The sequence below is a fragment of the Streptomyces sp. NPDC002787 genome (assembly GCF_053592095.1).
The window spans coordinates 14,066-34,152 of sequence record NZ_JBSFVC010000025.1 but is presented as its reverse complement, the minus strand read 5'-3'; the positions used below and the strand labels follow the sequence as shown (position 1 = coordinate 34,152).

12 protein-coding genes and 1 pseudogene are annotated in these 20,087 nt (G+C 69.6%); 5 read left to right on the top strand and 8 right to left on the bottom strand.

Features of this window, described 5'->3' with window-relative positions; translation table 11 throughout:
• Nucleotides 1-73: 73 nt before the first annotated feature.
• Both ACWD26_RS30945 and ACWD26_RS30940 read right to left on the bottom strand, forming a co-directional pair.
• The gene (locus tag ACWD26_RS30945) at nucleotides 74-6,295 is read right to left on the bottom strand and encodes a DNRLRE domain-containing protein (RefSeq protein WP_451275256.1); all 6,222 of its coding nucleotides are present in this window, start codon (nucleotides 6,293-6,295) and stop codon (nucleotides 74-76) included.
• 230 nt (nucleotides 6,296-6,525) lie between these two features.
• Nucleotides 6,526-7,083 (bottom strand): hypothetical protein, encoded by a 558-nt coding sequence (locus ACWD26_RS30940; RefSeq protein ID WP_451275255.1) that lies wholly within the window; start codon nucleotides 7,081-7,083, stop codon nucleotides 6,526-6,528.
• A gap of 192 nt (nucleotides 7,084-7,275) precedes the next feature.
• Here ACWD26_RS30940 and recD2 point away from each other — a divergent pair, with 192 nt between their 5' ends.
• Nucleotides 7,276-9,534: an SF1B family DNA helicase RecD2 gene (gene recD2, locus ACWD26_RS30935; protein ID WP_451275254.1), complete on the top strand. Its 2,259-nt coding sequence runs from the start codon at nucleotides 7,276-7,278 to the stop codon at nucleotides 9,532-9,534.
• A gap of 285 nt (nucleotides 9,535-9,819) precedes the next feature.
• Entirely contained in the window at nucleotides 9,820-11,109 is a 1,290-nt protein-coding gene (locus ACWD26_RS30930; RefSeq protein WP_451275253.1) for a citrate synthase, read from the top strand.
• A gap of 792 nt (nucleotides 11,110-11,901) precedes the next feature.
• On the opposite strand, the gene ACWD26_RS30925 is transcribed toward ACWD26_RS30930, so the two are convergent.
• The 3 genes and pseudogenes from ACWD26_RS30925 to ACWD26_RS30915 all read right to left on the bottom strand — a co-directional run.
• Entirely contained in the window at nucleotides 11,902-14,175 is a 2,274-nt protein-coding gene (locus ACWD26_RS30925) for a heavy metal translocating P-type ATPase (RefSeq protein WP_451275252.1), read from the bottom strand.
• A gap of 29 nt (nucleotides 14,176-14,204) precedes the next feature.
• Nucleotides 14,205-14,444 (bottom strand): heavy-metal-associated domain-containing protein, encoded by a 240-nt coding sequence (locus ACWD26_RS30920; protein WP_451275251.1) that lies wholly within the window; start codon nucleotides 14,442-14,444, stop codon nucleotides 14,205-14,207.
• 144 nt (nucleotides 14,445-14,588) lie between these two features.
• A pseudogene (locus tag ACWD26_RS30915) lies at nucleotides 14,589-14,777 on the bottom strand (TetR/AcrR family transcriptional regulator); the annotation flags it as partial.
• A 147-nt stretch (nucleotides 14,778-14,924) separates the two neighbouring features.
• Between ACWD26_RS30915 and ACWD26_RS30910 the strand changes: the two are divergent.
• Entirely contained in the window at nucleotides 14,925-15,968 is a 1,044-nt protein-coding gene (locus ACWD26_RS30910) for a zinc-dependent alcohol dehydrogenase family protein (protein ID WP_451275250.1), read from the top strand.
• Here the strand turns inward: ACWD26_RS30910 and ACWD26_RS30905 are convergent.
• The 3 genes from ACWD26_RS30905 to ACWD26_RS30895 form a co-directional block, all read right to left on the bottom strand.
• Nucleotides 15,949-16,590, bottom strand: a complete 642-nt coding sequence (locus ACWD26_RS30905; RefSeq protein ID WP_451275249.1) for a GNAT family N-acetyltransferase — start codon at nucleotides 16,588-16,590, stop codon at nucleotides 15,949-15,951. The genes ACWD26_RS30910 and ACWD26_RS30905 overlap by 20 nt on opposite strands.
• Nucleotides 16,591-16,660: 70 nt before the next feature.
• Nucleotides 16,661-16,861 carry a helix-turn-helix transcriptional regulator gene (locus ACWD26_RS30900; protein ID WP_451275248.1) on the bottom strand — a complete coding sequence of 67 codons (201 nt, stop codon included), beginning with the start codon at nucleotides 16,859-16,861 and terminating at the stop codon, nucleotides 16,661-16,663.
• A 314-nt stretch (nucleotides 16,862-17,175) separates the two neighbouring features.
• Complete coding sequence (locus ACWD26_RS30895) at nucleotides 17,176-18,093, bottom strand: sugar phosphate isomerase/epimerase family protein (RefSeq protein WP_451275247.1); 918 nt, start codon at nucleotides 18,091-18,093, stop codon at nucleotides 17,176-17,178.
• 129 nt (nucleotides 18,094-18,222) lie between these two features.
• Here ACWD26_RS30895 and iolC point away from each other — a divergent pair, with 129 nt between their 5' ends.
• On the top strand, nucleotides 18,223-19,173 hold the full coding sequence (gene iolC / locus ACWD26_RS30890) for a 5-dehydro-2-deoxygluconokinase (protein ID WP_451275246.1): 951 nt from the start codon (nucleotides 18,223-18,225) through the stop codon (nucleotides 19,171-19,173).
• Nucleotides 19,174-19,187: 14 nt separating this feature from the next.
• Nucleotides 19,188-20,084, top strand: a complete 897-nt coding sequence (locus tag ACWD26_RS30885) for a Cgl0159 family (beta/alpha)8-fold protein (protein ID WP_451275354.1) — start codon at nucleotides 19,188-19,190, stop codon at nucleotides 20,082-20,084.
• Nucleotides 20,085-20,087: the final 3 nt, after the last annotated feature.

Sequence of the window (20,087 nt, the reverse complement as noted above, 5' to 3'; positions counted from 1 at the left end):
GCGCGCGACCCGCGCACCACCCCGCTCGACCCCGGTCCGTCCGGGCAGGGGTTCAGGAGCCGTCAGAGACGGCCTAGACCCATGTCTTGCCCGCGGCGTTGGACTTCAGCTTGTGCTTCTTGACCTTGTCCTTGCAGAAGCGACAGGCGGTTTCCTTCGCCTTCCCGTACGTCCAGGCCGTGATCTTCCCTCCCAGGCTTCTTCCGATCTTGTTGTTGTACTGGTCGGCCTTCGAGTCGCGCTTCGCCGCTGCGGAGCTTCCCGCGTTCTTCTCGTGGGCGTTCCCGAGGGCCTTGGCCAGGCTGGAGCCGACCGCCCAGGTGAGCATCGCCTGCCAGATGCAGTGGCGGTAGGCGTTCTGCTTGGCCCCGTTCGAGTACCGCTTCTTCGCCTCTCCCAGGGCCCAGTAGGTGATGTAGGCCATGTCCGCGCACCACAGCAGGAACAGGGCGCATATCGCGGCTTCGGGGACGAGGCCGTTGATGCTGTAGTTCCCGCTGATGTCGTAGCAGTTGACCGGGTCGGCGAAGCAGTAGTCGTACGAACTGGCGTTGCCTCCCACGATCCGGTCGACGGAGAGGAACCGCCCCGTGTCCGAGTCGTAGAGGCGGACCCCCATGAGCGTGACGCTGCTCGGCGTCTCGGACGAGCGCTGCTCCCCGCCGAGCCAGCCGTAGCGGGACGCGTCCGTACCGGGAAGGCGCTTGCCGTACTCGTCGTAGGTGTTGACCACGGGAGTGGTGGCGTCCGCCAGGGGGATCTGGGTGGCTACGTCACCGTGGAGATTGGTGAGTTGGAGAACCACGTCACCGGCGGCGCCGGTGGTGGCGATCAGGCTCCCCGACAGGTCCGACAGGTTGCGGGTGATCTTGCTGTCGCCCTCGCCGATCCACGTCGGGTTGTCCCCGTCGGCCCCGTAGTGGTTGCGGAGCGATGCCGTGGTGGCCCAGGCCCCGTTGTCGTCCTGACTCTCGGTCGTGGACGAGGCGAGCCTCCCGGCCGCGTCGAGGCTCCAGGTGGTGCGCTCGCCGCGCGCCGTGATCTGGCGTACCAGATCGTTGGCGTAGTAGGAGTACTGGGCACCGCTCGACTGGCTGGTCGTGCGGCCGAAGGCGTCGTAGGCGGTGCCGGTCCCGATCAGCCGGTCGGCGCTGTCGTAGGTGGAGTTGACCGTCCTGGTGGTGGGGGCACCCCCGTCCACGTCGTCGACCGTGGTCACCAGGGACGTGCGGTTGGTGTTGTCGTCGAACCCGTACCCGCGGTGGGTCGTGACGCCGGTCTGGGTGTCGTCGGCCTTGGTCAGGCGACCGGCCGCGTCGTAGGAGTACTCCTGGTAGGCCCCACCGCCCGTGTACGTGGTGCGGGAGACGACCTGGCCGTGGATGTTCTCGCTGACCGACTCGCCCTGGACCGTCCAGCCGGACTCCCAGTGCCAGTAGCGCGAGGTCTCACTGCCCGTCGGGTCCAGGTTGAACTCGACGTCCATGTTCCAGGGCAGCTTCTGCTTGTAGAGGCGCCCGTCGGAGTCGTAGGAACCGGTGACGTCGCCGATGCCGCCCATGACGGAGTCGTGCATCCGGGTCGGCAGGCCGGTCAGGCTGTCGTAGTCGTACGTGGTCTCCGAAGGAGCCGAGTCGGACCGCCTGGTGACGCGGTTGCGGGCGTCGTACTCGGTGCGCGTGACGTTCCCCGCGCCGTCGTCGTACGAGATCTCGCGGCCGAGCTTGTCGGCGACATGGCGAACCGTGGTGGCGCCGTCGGACATGGTGGCCACTTGGCCGTTGGCGGGATCGAAGGTGATGGTCTGGGTCGGTACGGCCGTGCCGACGCCGCCACTGATCTGGATCTGCTTGCCCCGACCGGCCGCGTCGTAGGTGGTGACGGTGGTGCGCGTCACCCCGTTGGCGGTCTCGGTGACCTTGGTGGCGTTGCCCCAGCGGTCGTACTCGAGGGTCTTGGTGGGCAGCTCATCGGGGTTCGAGCCGCCCCCGGTGATCTTTCCTGCCGGGCCGCTGGAACACAGCAGGTCCGCCCATTCGGGACGTCCCGCGCACGCTCCGGTGCCACTGGCGGACCAGTACTGCGACACCACCGTTCCGGCGTCGGCCCCGTTGGACTTGGGCTGGCTGTTCTTGGTGATGCGTCCCTGGGCGTCGTAGACGGAGGCCCGGGTCAGCTTGAGCCCGGTCGGGTCCGTCACGCTGCTGACCGGCAGGCCCTTCGCCCAGTCGTAACCGGTCGTGCTGGTACGCACGTCGGCGTCGGCCGGGTAGTCCTCGACGAAAGCGCCCGTCGACGTCGTGGTCGGCTGGTCCATGACCAGGGCGGACCCGTCGGTCGGACGGCCTTCGTCGTACCGCGTGACTATGTGTTCCCGCGCGGGCACCTGGGTGCGGGCCGGGATGTCGGGGCTGTCGGCGTCACCCTGGAGCTGCTTGGTGAGGGTGACCAGGTGCAGTGGTCCGAGCTGGTCCACCATCCGCCGGCCGTCGGTGGAGTACTTCGCGACGGTGGCCAGCTTCTGGGCACGCTCAGCCGTCGAATCGGAGAGGATGCCGAGTTCGCTCTGGGTGTTGACTTGGTATTCCTCGCTGCCGAGAGCGAGTTCGCGGTTGGTGGCCCCCAGTTCGAAGACGATGTTGCCGAACGCGTCGTACTGCGTGGTGGTCAGGTGCCGACCGGGCAGACCGGTGTTGACCTGGAGCCCCGAGGCGTTGGTGTAGGTGGTGGTCGCCTTGTCGTAGTCCCCCGCAGCGAGATCGTTCCCGCTGTGCGAGGCGGGCACCTGATCGGCGGGGAAGATGGCGGTGGCGTCCGTGGGCGCGTCCGTCTGCGCCCATGTCCTGGTGTCCACGGGGGCCACCTGGTTCGGCGCCTTGGTGCCGGAGAGCGGAACGTCGTAGACGAGGGAGAGCGCCGCCCTGCCGCCGTCCGGCTCGTCCTTGCTGCCCGGCTTCAGCGTGGGCCGCGACACGGACAGCACCATGCCGTCACCGGCCACCGAACTGGAGCCCGCCTTGCCGTACTCGAACGTCCACGGCAGCTCGCCCGGCGGGGTCTGGGTGACCACCCGGCCCGCGCTGTCGTAGGTGTAGGTCGTCTTCAGCGCCGGGGAGATCCGGGGATCCCACTGCTCACGCAGGCGGCCCGAGGCGTCGTACGCGTAACTGGACACCACGGTGGCGGTGGCGTTCGCCGCGCCCGGGTTGGTGGACCACTGGCGGATGCGGTAGACCTGCCCGGCGTAGTCGCCCAGCGTGCTGCCGGTCGCCGTGGTCGTGGTGGCGTACTGGTACTCCAGGATCCGGCAGCCCTTGGTGGAAGGGGCGTTCGCGCAGGTCTCGTTGCTCACGGCGGACGAGGGGGCGATCGCGTACTTCGGCCGGGCCAGCACGGCTCCGCCCACGGTGACCTTCTCCGAGATCAGCGAGGTGGTGGAGTTCTCCGTCGACAGCGAGCTCTTGGAGAGCTGCCAGGTCGTCGCGGCCGTGTCGATCTTGGTGAACTGCGAGGTGGTCCCCTCGGTGTCCTTCAGGGTGAAGGAGCCCGTCAGGCTGCCGGTGAGGGTCAGGGACTCGGCCCCCTCCTCGGGCTTCCACCCGCCGCCGCTCGTCGCGGTGAACCCGGTCTCCTCCCCTTCGACGTCCACCAACGCGACCGAGGTGCTCGACGTCTTGCGGATGTACAGCATTTGGGAGTCGGTGAGTTCCGCGGCGGTACCCGCGGTCCACTGCGGACCGAAGATGGCGACCTGCCCCTCCTGCTGCCCACCGGCAGTGGGACGGCGTGAGGACGCGGTGCGGCTCGCGGTCAGCCCGAAGGACGAACTGTCCGTCGCGGACACCGTGTAGTCACCGGTGAGCATGTTCACGTCGCCCGGGCCGGCGGCCTGGGTCGGCGCGGCGCCCGCGTCGCGGTCGACGGTGATGGAGGTGGCCGGGGAGGCGTCGGTGCTGGAGCCGTCGGTGAAGACCGCGCGGAGGTCCAGCGGACCGTCCTCGCCGAGGGTGTCGGTGATGTTCCAGACGAGTTCGTCCGGCACGCCACCGGTCACCTTCACCGGCCAGGCGGCGACGGCCGTGTTGTCCGACTTGCGTCGCACATCGGCGACGGGAACGTCCTTCCAGGTGTCGGTCTCACCGCGCCGGTACTGGTAACGGACCCCCGTGTCGGCGGTCTTGCCCTGGCCGGACAGGACGGTCCGCCGCGCGGGGCGGTCCCCCTGGGCCGGGGAGAGCAGCGCGGCGCCCGAGCCCGCGTAGAAGGTGAAGGTGGTCTGGGCGGAGGCGTTGCCGGCGGCGTCCTTCGTGCGGGCGGTCAGGATGTGCTTGCCCGCGCGGAACACCGGCTTGGCCGTCACCGCCGCGCCGGCGGTGGCGATCGTCTGCCAGGCTCCGCCGTCCAGTTGCCACTGGACCTCCTTCACGTCCGCCGAGGGCGGGGTGAGGGTGAAGCTTCCGGTGAAGTCGCCGCTGCCGTTCGGAGCGCCGGACCACTGCCCGGCGGGGAAGTCGCCGGAGGCGATCGAGGTCGCGGCGGGGGACGCGGTGTCCACCGTCAGGGTGCGGAAAGCCGACCAGGCACTGGTGGCGGAGCCGTCTCCCGCGCGGACCCGCCACTTGTAGGAGCCCGCCGCGAGCGCGGCCGGGGTCCAGCTGGCCTGGGCTCCGGAGGCGACCGCGGCACTGGAACCGGTGCGCAGCGCGGAGGTTCCGGTGGACGTCCACACCTCGTAGTCGAGGGTGACCTGCGACCCGTCACCGTCCAGGGCCTTCGCGGACAGCGTCGGCGTCGTGTCGTTGGTGGCCGCCGCGCTCAGCGGGGCCAGCAGTGTCGGCTGCTCGGGAATCGAGTTGTAGGTGACCGACAGATAGGGGGTGTTGGAGGCCGCGTTGCCGGAGTTGAACCGCTTCCAGCCGTACGGGTCGGTCTCGTCCGTGGCCCGCAGACCCAGGTGGTTGGTGGTGTTGCCGCCGCTCGCCCACGCCTTCGCCAGCGAGGTCACATCGGCGGACACCCAACCGTCGTTGCAGGCGCTGGAGAAGCCCTTGGTCTGGGTGCTGGTGGCGTACTTCGTCTCCCAGGCCGGCTGCGAGGTCCAGCGCGTGGCGGTGCTCGCGGCTCCGGTGGACCACACCTCCCAGCTCTTCGGGGTGCAGGACCACGAGTGGTAGGCGAACAGATTGAGCTTCGCCGCGGAGACCTGCTTGCCCGTGATGTTCTTCATCGGGAACGACAGGAACGACCGCGCCACCTCGGAGGAGCCGTTGTTGCCGAGCTTGAGGTCGGTGGAGGCGGACTCGTCGGTGGTGTGCCCCTCCTGCACGAAGGCGTCGAAGCTGGCCCCCACGTTGATCGCGGGGTCGATCGTCACCGGGAACCGCGTCGAGTCGTCGGCCAGGAACTTCGCGTCCGGTGTCAGGGTCAGGGCGACCGTGTCACCGTCCTGGGCCACCTTCACCGCGACGGGCGCGGTGCGCTTGTGCTCACCGGATCTGGCGTCCACCTGCGCGTCCCACATCACCGGCGCAGGCAGGACCCCCACGGTCCTGCCCTTGGCGTCGGAGAAGGAGACCGAGCCGTCCGCCTTCTCCTTCGCGGTCAGCCCCTTGGCGGTCAGGCTGTAGGTGATCGCCCCGCTCGCGTCGACGGCGGAACGATCCTTCAGCTCCAGGAACTGCTCGTAGCCGGTACGCGTGGACTCGATCAGGAGGTCCGTCGCGGGCAGCGCGCTCCGGTAGCGGGCGATGTTCTTCTCCGCGCCCTCGATCTCCGGCGCGGGCAGGGTCCCGTACCAGCCCAGCTGCATCCGCTGCCCGGTCCGGCCCTCCAGGGTCACGAGGGGGACGCCGGCCGAACCGGTGCTCTCCCCGACGTCCTTCAGCCCCTTGGGGGCCTTGCTCTTTCCGGCCAGACGCAGTCCGTGCGGATGCCGCCGGGCGCCGACCGAGCCGTCCGACAGTTTCCGCAGGGAGACGTCGACGTCCTGCCACCGGTCCTGGTCGTCCTGGAACCGGATCGGTCCCGCATACGCGGTCTGGGTGACCGAACCGTCCGGGTTGACGTAGGTCGTGGACGTCTCCGTGCGGGCGTCCAGCGCCTCGATGCGACGGTTCTGGATCTTCGCCTTCAGCCGGGCGGCGGCCACCGACCCGGCGGTCGCGGACCCGAGGTCCTTCGCGGGCTTGTTCCGGTCGGCAGCCGGGGCTTCGCGGCCCGAGGCGACTGCCACATTGGTGGTTCCCACGATCACGGCGGTCTCGAACGCCATCGCCAGGACGACGGTCGCCGCCACCGAGCGGAGGCGTCTTCGCCGGGCCGGAGGAAGGAAGGGCTGGACGGACGGTCTGTCCGATCTCCGCCCCGGTCTGAGGAAGGTGGCTATCAAGCGCACTCCTTGCAACGGTGCGAGTTCTTCCCGCAAGAACCTGAAGATCTTCATAAGGCCCTTACAGAAGTCAATCCGTTGCATGCCAAGCGCTCACTTCCAGCCAAAGTTGGCGGAAAGTGATGGCAGTCGCTACCTCAGTCCGAGCAGCTGGTGGGGGAGCCGTCGGCCGTGGAGTTGACGGACACGCGGTAGCCGAATCCGGCGTCGAACTCCGGCCCGGTCTTCGTCTCCTCCGCGTCCAGGATCTCCTTGGTCAGGAAGTAGACGTCCAGCGTCGTCGCCTCGTCGGCCTTGCCGCGGGTGAAGCACAGGCTCGCGGACCGGTTCTCCTTCAGCGCCTTGCGCGTGGCCCGGGACGGCTCCCACCCCTCGCGCTCCGCCGCGGCCCGGTAGTACTGGATCACTTCGGCCTTTTCGCCGGGGAAGACGTAGGTCCGGTCGGCGTAGAGCCAGGCTTCGCCGCTGTCCTCCCAGCAGCCGGCCTCGAGGTCCTCGAAGCCCTTGGGCGCGATCGTCCCCGGGGGACGGGAGTCGAGGACGTCGTACGACTTCAGCTCGTCGACGCGGCTCCCGGTGCCGTCGCACGAGACGGAAGCGGCATCGAGGGGCTCGCACCCGGTGAGCGCTCCGGTCGCCAACGCGACCGTCAACAGGAGGGTGGCGCACCGGCCGGTTCGCTTACGAGGCGTCAAGTCGGCTCCTGTGATCGACGTTCCGTGGCAGCCGACTTCACTGCCTGAGACCGAATATATGCGATCAGTGACATTAGCATCTCGTCGGATGGCGATGGCTTTTCGTGAACATCTCTCAGCCACCACCTCAGACGCTCACCCGTGCCCTCACGTTCCACCGTCCCTGTCACACCTCCCCGGTACCGTCGGGTCATGGCTCAACAGGCGGGCAATCCCCCGGGTGAACGGCGACTCGCCGTGCTCGAAGGCGTCCTGGAACGCATCACGTACGCCAACGAGGACAACGGCTACACGGTCGCGCGCGTGGACACCGGCCGAGGCGGCGGCGACCTGCTCACGGTCGTCGGTGCGCTCCTCGGGGCCCAGGTCGGCGAGTCCCTGCGCATGGAGGGCCGCTGGGGCTCGCACCCCCAGTACGGCAAGCAGTTCACCGTGGAGAACTACACCACCGTCCTCCCGGCCACAGTCCAGGGCATCCGCCGCTACCTCGGCTCCGGCCTCGTCAAGGGCATCGGCCCGATCTTCGCCGACCGCATCACCCAGCACTTCGGCCTGGACACCCTCCAGATCATCGAGGAGGAGCCGAAGCGCCTGATCGAGGTCCCCGGCCTCGGCCCCAAGCGCACCAAGAAGATCGCCGACGCCTGGGAGGAACAGAAGGCGATCAAGGAGGTCATGCTCTTCCTCCAGACCGTCGAGGTGTCCACCTCCATCGCGGTCCGCATCTACAAGAAGTACGGCGACGCCTCGATCGGGGTCGTGAAGAACCAGCCCTACCGGCTCGCCGCCGACGTCTGGGGCATCGGCTTCCTCACCGCCGACAAGATCGCCCAGTCCGTCGGCATCCCGCACGACAGCCCGGAACGCGTCAAGGCGGGCCTTCAGTACGCCCTTTCGCAGGCCACCGACCAGGGAAACTGCTACCTCCCGGAGGAGCGGCTGATCGCCGACGCGGTCAAGCTCCTCCAGGTCGACACGGGCCTGGTCATCGAGTGCCTGGCGGAGCTGTCCGAGCCGGACGAGGACTCCGGCGAGCCCGGTGTCGTACGGGAGAAGGTCCCCGGCCAGGACGGCGGCGACCCGGTCACCGCGATCTACCTGGTCCCCTTCCACCGCGCCGAACTCTCCCTCTCCGCCCAGCTGTTGCGTCTCCTGCGCACCGACCAGGACCGGATGCCCGGCTTCCACGACGTGGCCTGGGACAAGGCGCTGGCCTGGCTGGGGGGACGTACGGGCGCGGAGCTGGCCCCGGAGCAGGAGGCGGCCGTACGCCTCGCGCTCACCGAGAAGGTGGCCGTCCTCACCGGCGGCCCCGGCTGCGGCAAGTCCTTCACCGTCCGCTCGATCGTGGAGCTGGCCCGCGCCAAGAAGGCGAAGGTCGTGCTCGCGGCCCCCACCGGCCGCGCCGCCAAGCGCCTCGCCGAGCTGACCGGCGCCGACGCCTCCACCGTCCACCGCCTGCTGGAGCTGAAGCCCGGCGGCGACGCGGCCTACGACAAGGACCGCCCCCTGGACGCCGACCTGGTCGTGGTCGACGAGGCCTCCATGCTGGACCTGCTCCTCGCCAACAAGCTGGTGAAGGCGGTGCCTCCCGGGGCCCACCTCCTCTTCGTCGGCGACGTCGACCAGCTCCCGAGCGTCGGCGCCGGCGAAGTCCTCCGGGACCTGCTGGCCGACGGCAGCCCGATCCCCGCCGTCCGCCTCACCAAGGTCTTCCGCCAGGCCCAGCAGTCCGGCGTGGTGACCAACGCGCACCGGATCAACTCCGGCCAGCACCCGGTCACCGACGGCATGAAGGACTTCTTCCTCTTCGTCGAGGACGACACGGAGGAGGCCGGGCGGCTCACGGTCGATGTCGCGGCCCGTCGTATCCCGGCCAGGTTCGGGCTCGACCCCCGCCGGGACGTGCAGGTCCTGGCACCCATGCACCGGGGCCCGGCGGGCGCCGGCAACCTCAACGGGCTGCTCCAGCAGGCCATCACCCCCGCCCGCCCCGACGTGCCCGAGAAGCGGTTCGGCGGCCGGGTCTTCCGCGTCGGCGACAAGGTCACCCAGATTCGCAACAATTACGAGAAGGGCGAGAACGGCGTCTTCAACGGCACCGTCGGCGTGGTCACCGCGCTCGACCCGGTCGACCAGCGCCTGACGGTCCTCACCGACGAGGACGAGGAGGTGGCGTACGAGTTCGACGAACTGGACGAGCTGGCGCACGCCTACGCGGTGACGATCCACCGGTCCCAGGGCAGCGAGTACCCGGCCGTGGTGATCCCGGTCACGACGGGCGCGTGGATGATGCTCCAGCGCAACCTCCTCTACACGGCGGTGACCAGGGCGAAGAAGCTGGTCGTCCTCGTCGGCTCCCGCAAGGCGATAGGGCAGGCGGTGCGGACGGTCTCAGCGGGCCGGCGCTGCACGGCTCTCGACTTCCGGCTCGCACCCCGGCCACTGTGAGGGCACCCCCACGGCCACGGTGAGGACCTCTCCACGGGCCCGGTGCGGCCCTCTCGTGAAGGCCCGTCGCCCCGTGAGTGAAATTTGATCGATCAAACGAGTCGTAAAGGTCACACAGCCCTTCCAGATGTCGGACGGAGGGGGCAGGATGAGCAAGTTGGCGGCACTCAGTGCCGCCGATGGGCCCGATGGTCGACCCCGAGTGCACTCTCCAGAGCCAATTGGGGGATGGTAGAGACAGTCAGGGCACCTCGAAGAAGAGGCACTACGTCGGTGAGGGATGACGTGAGCGACAACTCTGTAGTACTGCGGTACGGCGACGGCGAGTACACCTACCCGGTGATCGACAGCACCGTCGGCGACAAGGGCTTCGACATCGGGAAGCTCCGGGCCCAGACCGGTCTGGTCACCCTGGACAGCGGCTACGGGAACACCGCCGCTTATAAATCCGCCATCACCTATCTCGACGGTGAGCAGGGCATCCTCCGGTACCGCGGCTACCCGATCGAGCAGCTGGCCGAGCGCTCCACCTTCCTCGAGGTGGCGTACCTGCTGATCAACGGTGAGCTTCCGACCGTCGACGAGCTCTCGACGTTCCAGAACGAGATCACGCAGCACACCCTGCTGCACGAGGACGTCAAGAACTTCTACCGTGGCTTCCCCCGGGACGCCCACCCGATGGCGATGCTGTCCTCCGTGGTCAGCGCCCTGTCGACGTTCTACCAGGACAGCCACAACCCGTTCGACGAGCGGCAGCGCAACCTCTCCACGATCCGCCTGCTCGCCAAGCTCCCGACCATCGCGGCGTACGCGTACAAGAAGTCGATCGGTCACCCGTTCGTCTACCCGCGCAACGACCTCGGTTACGTCGAGAACTTCCTGCGCATGACCTTCTCGGTCCCGGCCCAGGAGTACGAGCTCGACCCGGTCGTCGTCTCCGCGCTCGACAAGCTGCTGATCCTGCACGCGGACCACGAGCAGAACTGTTCGACCTCCACGGTCCGCCTGGTCGGCTCCTCGCAGGCGAACATGTTCGCCTCGATCTCCGCCGGCATCTCCGCGCTCTGGGGCCCGCTGCACGGCGGCGCCAACCAGTCCGTCCTGGAGATGCTGGAGGGCATCCAGGCGAACGGCGGCGACGTCGACTCCTTCATCCGCAAGGTGAAGAACAAGGAGGACGGCGTCCGTCTGATGGGCTTCGGCCACCGGGTCTACAAGTCCTTCGACCCGCGCGCCAAGATCATCAAGGCCGCCGCGCACGACGTCCTCTCGGCCCTCGGCAAGTCCGACGAGCTGCTGGACATCGCGCTGAAGCTGGAGGAGCACGCGCTCTCCGACGACTACTTCGTCTCGCGCAACCTCTACCCGAACGTGGACTTCTACACGGGCCTGATCTACCGCGCGATGGGCTTCCCGACCGAGATGTTCACGGTCCTCTTCGCCCTCGGCCGCCTTCCCGGCTGGATCGCGCAGTGGCACGAGATGATCAAGGAGCCGGGCTCCCGCATCGGCCGCCCGCGCCAGATCTACACGGGCGTCGTCGAGCGCGACTTCGTTCCGGTCGAGGCGCGCTGAGCCGCCGAGCACTTGTAAGCAAGGGGCCCGTACGGAGAGTCTTCCGTACGGGCCCCTTGCTTGCCCGACCGCAGAAGAGGGCGCCCTACGGCGAGTGAGCCGAAGGGGCGCGCCTGTGTCGAGACGGCATGGGGGCCCCTCCCGCTCGAGCGAAGCCGAGAGTGGGGGAGCGCGCAGGCCCCGACGAAGGAGGGGTCGAGCACGATCGCCGTCTCGACACAGGCACAGGCGCCCCGGAGGCGAACCGAGCCCCAAAAAAATTGCGAGAAGGCGCCCTGCAACGCTGGTCCCCCCACGGGCCGGCGAGCAGGGCGCCTTCCCATGTCCCGGTGCGGATTCCCCCCACGGGATCCGGCCGGGCGTCTGGTGGGCCAGCGCCTGAATCGCTGAGCTAAACGAGCAAAACTCGTCCTACCTGTATGCGTCTGTTGAGCCTCTATGCGCCTGTTGAGCGGCGGTGTGCGGTCTGCCGGGACGCGTACGTACGGGAGGGCCGCTCAAAGCTCCCCGGTGCACGTGCCCCGGCAACGCAATTCCGGGAACGTCCCCCAAGACATCCCCAGATGCCAGTCACGCCCCCCAAGACGCTTCTGACATCGCCAACTTAGACTCACGAACCCCTTCGATGGTTACGTTCACATCACTGTGATCTGCGTCTCTTGCCATATGTCCTGAAGATGCGCAAGAGACCCGATTCGGTGATCGAGACCCCAGCGTAAGGATGATGCGCGAGCCTTGTGAAGAGCTTATGTGAGGCTGCTTCTGGACTCTAGAGGGACTTTTGCCCCACGGTCACGAGAATGTCCTGAGTCGCAAGCTGTTCGTTACCACGAAAACGGACGAAAAGGCCATTGCGGCGCCCGCGATCATCGGGTTGAGCAGTCCGGCGGCGGCCAGCGGCAGCGCCGCCACGTTGTATCCGAAGGCCCAGGCCAGATTGCCCTTGATCGTGGCCAGCGTCCGCCGCGACAGCCGGATGGCGTCGGCGGCCACCCGCAGGTCCCCCCGGACGAGCGTCAGGTCGCCCGCCTCGATCGCCGCGTCCGTCCCCGTGCCCATGGCCAGGCCCAGGTCCGCCGTGGCCAGCGCGGCCGCGTCGTTGACCCCGTCACCCACCATCGCGACCGTACGGCCCTCGCTCTGCAGCCGCCGTACGACGTCGACCTTGTCCTCGGGCAGCACCTCTGCGATCACGTGCTCCGGGGAGATGCCGACCGACGCGGCCACGGACCGGGCCACCCGCTCGTTGTCCCCCGTCAGCAGCACCGGTGTGAGCCCGAGCGCCCGCAGCCGCCGTACGGCCTCGGCGCTGGTCTCCTTGATCGCGTCGGCGACCGTGACGACACCGAGTGCCACATCGTCGCGGGCGACCACGACCGCCGTGTGTCCCTCGTTCTCGGCGGCCTCCTTCGCGCGCTTCAGGCCATCGGGGAGCGGCCGGTCGAGGATTCGGCCCACCTGGACGTCGTAGCCCTCCACGCGGCCGCGTACGCCCTTCCCGGGCAGGTTCTCGAAGCGTTCGACGGGTGGCAGCGCGCCGACGCGGTCCTCGGCGCCCGCGGCGATGGCGCGGCCGACCGGGTGCTCCGAGGCGTGCTCGACGGCGCCCGCGAGCCGGAGCACGTCTTCCTCGAGGACGCCTTCGTCGCCGTCCTCCCCGACGTACACCTTCTGGAGGGTCATCCGGCCGGTGGTGACCGTGCCGGTCTTGTCCAGGACGACGGTGTCGACACGGCGGGTGGACTCCAGCACCTCGGGGCCCTTGATGAGGATGCCGAGCTGCGCACCCCGGCCCGTGCCGACGAGCAGGGCGGTCGGGGTGGCGAGGCCGAGCGCGCACGGGCAGGCGATGATCAGGACCGCGACGGCCGCCGTGAAGGCGGAGGTGGTGTCGTCCGTGACGCCGAGCCAGGCGCCGAAGGTGGCGACCGCGACGAGGAGGACGGCCGGGACGAACACGGCGGAGATCCGGTCGGCGAGCCGCTGCACCTCCGCCTTGCCGTTCTGCGCGTCCTCCACCAGCCGTGCCATCCGCGCCAGCTGGGTGTCCGCGCCGATCCGGGTCGCCTCGACGACGAGCCGGCCCCCGGCGTTCACGGTCGCGCCCGTGACGGCGTCCCCGACCGTCACGTCCACCGGCACGGACTCGCCGGTCAGCATCGAGGCGTCGACGGCGGAGGAACCCTCGACGACGCTCCCGTCGGTGGCGAACTTCTCCCCGGGCCGTACGACGAAACGGTCCCCGACGGCCAGCTGCCCGACCGGGATCCGTACTTCCCGCCCCTGGCGGAGCACCGAGACGTCCTTGGCGCCGAGCTCCATCAGCGCCCTCAGCGCGGCGCCCGCGCGGCGCTTGGAGCGGGCCTCCAGATAGCGGCCCAGCAGGATGAACGCGACGACGCCGGCGGCCACTTCGAGATAGATCGTCGACGAGCCCGACGTGCGCGACACCGTGAACTCGAAGCCGTGCCGCATGCCCGGCATGCCCGCGTGCCCCCGGAACAGGGCCCACAGGGACCAGCCGAAGGCGGCGAGCGTGCCGACCGAGACGAGCGTGTCCATCGTGGCCGCGCCGTGCCGGAGGTTGGTGAACGCGGCCCGGTGGAAGGGCAGCCCGCCCCACACGACGACCGGCGCGGCGAGCGTCAGCGAGAGCCACTGCCAGTTGTCGAACTGCAGGGCCGGGACCATGGACATGAGGATCACGGGCACGGCGAGCAGTGCGGAGACGGTGAGGCGCTCGCGCAGGGAGGCGAGTTCGGGGTCCGCCTCCTCCGCCCGGGAGGGTCCCTCCTGTGTGGCCTCCGGGGGAGCCGGGGGCGGGGGCTCCTCCGCCGTGTAGCCCGTCTTCACGACGGTGGCGATCAGATCGGCGACCTCCACCCCGGTCGGGTAGGTGACTTTCGCCTTCTCCGTCGCGTAGTTCACCGAGGCGGTGACCCCGTCCAGGCGGTTGAGCTTCTTCTCGACGCGGGCCGCGCAGGAGGCGCAGGTCATTCCGCCGATCGTCAGCTCGACCTCGTGGACGGGGGCGCTCGTGGCGGCTCCCGCCGTGGTGCTCGTCATGTCCGTGCCCGTGCGTGCTGCTCGGTGCCTCAGGCCTTGCCGACCAGCTCGAAGCCCGCCTCGTCGACGGCGGCGCGCACGGCCTCCTCGTCGAGCGGTGCGGCCGAGACCACGGTGACCTCACCGGTGGAGGCGACGGCCTTCACGGAGGACACGCCGTCGAGCTGGGTGATCTCGCCCGAAACGGCGCCCTCGCAGTGTCCGCAGCTCATGCCGCTCACCTTGTAGACGGAGGTGACGGAGCCCTGGGTGTCGGTCTCGGTGGTCATGTCGTTACTCCTCATCGGGCGCGGTGGATCGGGGGTGTAGGGGATCTGTGTCGGGTCGGGTAACCCTTCAGGGCATCCACTTTATACCCCCTAGGGGTATGAATCCAAGAGGGGGCCGCGTGGGGAGGTGGGGCGCGGGGGGCTCTAGGGGCAGGTGGGCGGGCGATCGCCCACCAGAAGTCCCAGGTAGCGGTGCAGGATGTTCTTCAATTCCTGGATGTAGGCCTCGCGCTCCGCGCCCTCGCGGCTGAGCACCGTGTAGACCACCGGCTGGCGGCAGTTGAAGTCGATGAAACGGTCGACGGCGGCGGCCACCTCCAGCGGGGTCGCCGGGGGCGAATAGGGCGAAGGGACGCAGCCCTTGGCGGATGGGGACGGATAGGGGTGGCGGGGCGAGAACCCGCTCCTCCCGACAATGCAATGCGATGCTGACCGGAACCCGGAAAGGGATCAACGGCCCGCGAGCGAAAGGTGGGACACATGCGCGCGGTGGTGTTCGAGCAGTTCGGGGAGCTGGCCACGGTGAAGGACGTCCCCGCGCCCACCCCAGCCCCCCAAGGCGTCGTCGTCCGGGTCGAGGCGACCGGCCTCTGCCGCAGCGACTGGCACGGCTGGCAGGGCCACGACCCCGACATCACCCTCCCCCACGTGCCCGGCCACGAACTGGCCGGAGTGGTCGAGGCCACCGGCCCGGCGGTCACCACCTGGCACCCCGGCGACCGCGTCACCGTCCCCTTCGTGTGCGCCTGCGGCACCTGCCCCTCCTGCGCGGCCGGCGACCAGCAGGTCTGCGAGCGGCAGACCCAACCGGGCTTCACACACTGGGGCTCGTTCGCCCAGTACGTGGCCCTGGACCACGCCGACGTGAACCTGGTGGCCCTGCCGGACCGGTTGTCGTACGCCACGGCCGCCTCACTCGGCTGCCGTTTCGCCACGGCGTTCCGCGCGGTCGTGACGCAGGGCCGCGTCGCGGCGGGGGAGTGGGTGGCGGTCCACGGCTGCGGCGGCGTGGGCCTCTCCGCCGTGATGATCGCGGCGGCCTCCGGTGCCCGCGTGATCGCGGTGGACGTGTCCCCCCGGGCCCTGGACCTCGCCCGGAAGTTCGGCGCGGCGGAATGCGTGGACGCGTCGGCCGTGGAGGACACGGCCGTGGCGGTGCGTGACCTCACGGGCGGCGGAGTCCATCTCTCGCTCGACGCCCTCGGTTCCCCCGTCACCTGTGCGGCCTCCGTCAACGGCCTCCGCCGCCGGGGTCGCCACATCCAGGTGGGCCTGCTCCCCTCCGAAACCGGCACGACCCCCGTCCCCATGGCCCGCGCGATCGCCCTCGAACTCGAACTCCTGGGCAGTCACGGCATGGCGGCACACGCCTACCCCCAGATGCTGGAGCTGGTCGGATCCGGCGTCCTGCGCCCCGACCTCCTGGTGACCTCGACGATCCCGCTGGACGCGGCCCCCGCCGCCCTCGCGGCGATGGGCACGGCCCCGGGCAGCGGTGTGACGGTCATCGAGCCGTGGAGCTGACCCGCCGAATGAGCTCACCGCCGGGCTGCCCCGGATCGTTTCGGAGCCGCCCCGGATCGCCGCCGGGCCGCCCCCGATGGGCGGCCCACTCCGGGGCGAGGATCGACATCCGAACGGCGTCGATCCACTCCCCGCCCTGCCACAGGCTCTGCCGCTCGACCCCCTCGGCCACGAACCCGACCTTCTCGTAGGCGCGGCGCGCCCGGGGATTGTGAGTGAAGACGTACAGCGAGACGCGGTGCAGCCCGAGCCCCTCGAAGGCATGGCCGACCGTCAGCCGCACGGCCTCCGTGCCGAGCCCACGGTCCCGCCCGCCGGGACCGATCAGAATCCGGAAGCAGCAGCTGCGGTTGGCCTCGTCCCACTCATGGAGCACGGTCTCGCCCACCAACGCACCGCTCGCCCGGTCCACGATGCCGAGGTCGAGCCGGTCGTTCTGCTCACTGCGGCTGCCGTACCAGGCGCGCAGCCGGTCCGGTCCGAACTCCTCGGTCGGGCTGCCGGTGAGGCGGACGACCTCCGGGTCGGCCAGGATCCGCACCATCACGGTCGCGTCGTCCTCGGTGAACGGCCGCAGTACGGCCCTCTCGCCGGTAAGCACGGGTTTGACGGAAAAACTCATCCCCGGATCCTCGACAGCCGAGGACCCGGGGGCAAGTGAATAACGCGGAGCGACGAAGAACGGGACCGGCTCACTCGACCCGGCGCCCCCGGTTCCCCGGTCTGGAGGCGACCCAGGCGCGGATGGTGTCGGCGTACCAGTACGGCTTGCCGTTCTCCATGTGGTCGGGCGGCGGCAGCAGCCCGTGTTTGCGATACGAGCGGACGGTGTCGGGCTGCACACGGATGTGCGCCGCGATGTCCTTGTACGACCAGAGGGGTGGGTCGGCCATCAGTGGCACCTCCCTGCGCGCACCACGGGGCGGCCGGGAGACCGTCGGGGGAGCCGGGCGCTGCGCTGCGATCACAAGCCTGTGCCCGGTCAACGACGCCCAGTGAGCATCAGGAAGGCCCGTGGGCCACATGTGACGGAAGACCCGCACACACATGACATGTGTGACAGAAACGGGCCCTTCGTGACAAGAGTGACGCATTCGCGCCCCTGCAGAGGCGCGGGGAACCGCGCGACCAGCCACGAACCACTCGCGGCCCGCCGACAACCCGCAGTTCCCCGGCGCTTCTCAGTACCCGCCGCCCAGCGGAGCGCTCACGCCCCGCAAGACCTCAGGAACGCCCGCGTCCGCTGAGCGATCGGCAGCGGCGCGTCCGGCTCGCACGGATACATGTCCTGCTCGACGATCGCGAACAGATCGACGTCCAGCTTCGCGGCGGCGGTGAGCACCGGCCCCAGCTCGGGCACACCCTTCGGCGGCTCGCACATCACGCCCTTGGCGACAGCCGGCCCGAACGGAATCTCGTTCGCCCGTACGTCGGCCAGGATCTCGGGGTCGACCTGCTTGAGGTGCAGATACCCGATCCGCTCCCCGTAGGTCTCGATCAGCTTGACGCTGTCGCCGCCGCAGTAGGCGTAGTGGCCGGTGTCCAGGCACAACGACACCACCGACGAGTCCGTGCCGTCCAGGAAGCGGACGACGTTCTCCTCGCTGTCGATGTGGGTGTCGGCGTGCGGGTGGACGACGATCTGGAGGCCGTACTTCTCCCGCACCTCCCGCCCGAGCCGCTCGGTCAGCTGGGTGAGGTGCCGCCACTGCTCGACGGTCAGCTCGCTCGGCTCCAGTACCTTGCCCGTCTTGTCGTCCCGCCAGAACGACGGGATGACGACGAGGTGCTTGGCACCCATCGCCTGGGCGAGGACCGCGTTGTCGGCCACGTGCGCCCAGGTCTTCTCCCAGACGTCGGGGCCGTGGTGCAGCCCGGTGAAGACCGTGCCGGCCGACACTTTCAGGCCGCGTTTGGCGGTCTCCTCGGTGAGGACCGCCGGGTCGGTCGGCAGGTAGCCGTACGGGCCCAGCTCGATCCACTCGTAGCCGGAAGCGGCGACCTCGTCGAGGAAGCGCTGCCAGGGGACCTGCTGGGGGTCGTCGGGGAACCACACACCCCAGGAGTCGGGCGCCGAGCCGATCCGGATGCGCGAAAGTGAGGACTGAGGTGACAACGACGTCATGCGAGTCAGCTTCAGTCCCGAAGCGGAGGGTGTCAATAGGTAGTCCGAATGTCTGGACAAAGTATTGACAGGGTCGCTCCGGCGGGGCTAGACCTTGACGGAACCGGAGCGTGACGTGAAGGGAACTCGATGGCGTACGACCTGATCACCATGGGGCGGATCGGTGTGGACCTCTACCCGTTGCAGACGGGCGTCCCGCTGCCACAGGTGACGTCCTTCGGGAAGTTCCTCGGCGGATCGGCGACGAACGTCGCGGTGGCCGCGTCCCGACTCGGCCGTTCCACCGCCGTCATCACCCGCACGGGTGAGGACCCCTTCGGCGAGTACCTCCACCAGGCGCTGCGCGACTTCGGCGTCGACGACCGCTGGGTCACGCCGGTGCCGGGCCTCGCGACCCCGATCACCTTCTGCGAGGTCTTCCCGCCGGACGACTTCCCGCTGTACTTCTACCGCCGCCCCAAGGCGCCGGACCTGGAGATCGACGCCCACGAGCTGGACCTCGACGCGATCGCCGAGGCCCGGATCTTCTGGGTGACCGGCACGGGTCTGAGCGAGGAGCCCAGCCGTACGGCGACGCTCGCGGCGCTCGCCCACCGGGCCAAGGCCGGCACGACGGTCTTCGACCTCGACTGGCGCCCCATGTTCTGGACCGACCCGGCCGAGGCCCGCCCGTTCTACGAGGAGGCCCTGCGGCACACCACGGTCGCGGTCGGCAACCTGGACGAGGTCGAGGTGGCGACCGGTGTCCGCGAGCCGCAGGCCGCCGCCCGCGCGCTGCTCGACGCCGGGGTGGAACTCGCCGTCGTCAAGCAGGGCCCCAAGGGCGTCCTCGCGGTCAACAGCAAGGGCGAGTCCGCCGAGGTCCCGCCCCTCCCCGTCGACGTCCTCAACGGCCTCGGCGCCGGTGACGCCTTCGGCGGCTCCCTCTGCCACGGCCTGCTCGAAGGCTGGGACCTGGAGAAGATCATGCGGCACGCCAACGCGGCCGGCGCGATCGTCGCCTCCCGCCTGGAGTGCTCCTCCGCGATGCCCACGGTGGAAGAGATCGAGACAGCGGTCGCGGCGGGAGCGGTCCTGTGACCTCCACGCGCCCCGTGGGCCCCCTCGGCCCCGTCGACGTCTCCGCCCTCGTCCGCACCCGGGTCCACCACCCCGAGGCCATCGCCGAGGCCGCCGCCCGCCGCATCCGGCGCCCCCTGATCGGCGACAGCGGCCGGCTGATGATCGTCGCCGCCGACCACCCGGCCCGCGGCGCCCTCTCCGTCGGAGACCGCAAGCTCGCCATGGCGAACCGGGCCGACCTCCTCGAACGGCTGTGCCTGGCGCTGTCCCGTCCCGGCGTGGACGGCGTCCTCGCGACCGCCGACATCCTCGACGATCTGCTGCTCCTCGGCGCGCTCGACGGCAAGGTCGTCATGGGCTCGATGAACCGAGGCGGGCTGGCCGGCGCGTCCTTCGAACTCGACGACCGCTTCACCGGCCACCGCCCCGAGGACATGGAGCGCCTCGGCTTCGACGCCGGCAAGCTCCTGCTGCGCGTCGACTACGACGACCCGGGATCCCTCAACACCCTGGAGTCCACCGCCCGTGCCGTCGACGCCATGGCCGAGCGCAGGCTCCCCGTGTTCGTCGAGCCGTTCATCAGCCGCCGCGATCCCGACACCGGCAAGGTCAGGAATGACCTGAGCGCCGACGCGGTCACCAAGTCGATCGCCATAGCGGCCGGGCTCGGCGGCAGTTCGGCGTACACCTGGCTGAAGGTGCCCGTCACCGCGAACCCCGACGACATGGCCCGCGTCATGGAGACCTCGACGCTGCCCGCCGTACTGCTCGGCGGCGATGTCGGCGAGGACCAGGAGGGCGCGTACGAGAAGTGGCGGGGCGCGCTGCAACTGCCCACCGTGCAGGGCCTGGTGGTCGGCCGTTCGTTGCTCTACCCGGCGGACGACGACGTGACCGCCGCCGTGGACACCGCCGTAGGACTGTTGTGAGGG

What these genes read in the sequence shown, in the direction of transcription:
- recD2 (WP_451275254.1), top strand. Translation starts at nt 7,276, where the DNA reads ATGGCTCAACAGGCGGGCAATCCCCCGGGTGAACGGCGACTCGCCGTG.
- ACWD26_RS30925 (WP_451275252.1), bottom strand. Translation starts at nt 14,175, where the DNA reads ATGACGAGCACCACGGCGGGAGCCGCCACGAGCGCCCCCGTCCACGAG.
- ACWD26_RS30920 (WP_451275251.1), bottom strand. Translation starts at nt 14,444, where the DNA reads ATGACCACCGAGACCGACACCCAGGGCTCCGTCACCTCCGTCTACAAG.
- ACWD26_RS30910 (WP_451275250.1), top strand. Translation starts at nt 14,925, where the DNA reads ATGCGCGCGGTGGTGTTCGAGCAGTTCGGGGAGCTGGCCACGGTGAAG.
- ACWD26_RS30905 (WP_451275249.1), bottom strand. Translation starts at nt 16,590, where the DNA reads ATGAGTTTTTCCGTCAAACCCGTGCTTACCGGCGAGAGGGCCGTACTG.
- ACWD26_RS30900 (WP_451275248.1), bottom strand. Translation starts at nt 16,861, where the DNA reads ATGGCCGACCCACCCCTCTGGTCGTACAAGGACATCGCGGCGCACATC.
- ACWD26_RS30895 (WP_451275247.1), bottom strand. Translation starts at nt 18,093, where the DNA reads ATGACGTCGTTGTCACCTCAGTCCTCACTTTCGCGCATCCGGATCGGC.
- iolC (WP_451275246.1), top strand. Translation starts at nt 18,223, where the DNA reads ATGGCGTACGACCTGATCACCATGGGGCGGATCGGTGTGGACCTCTAC.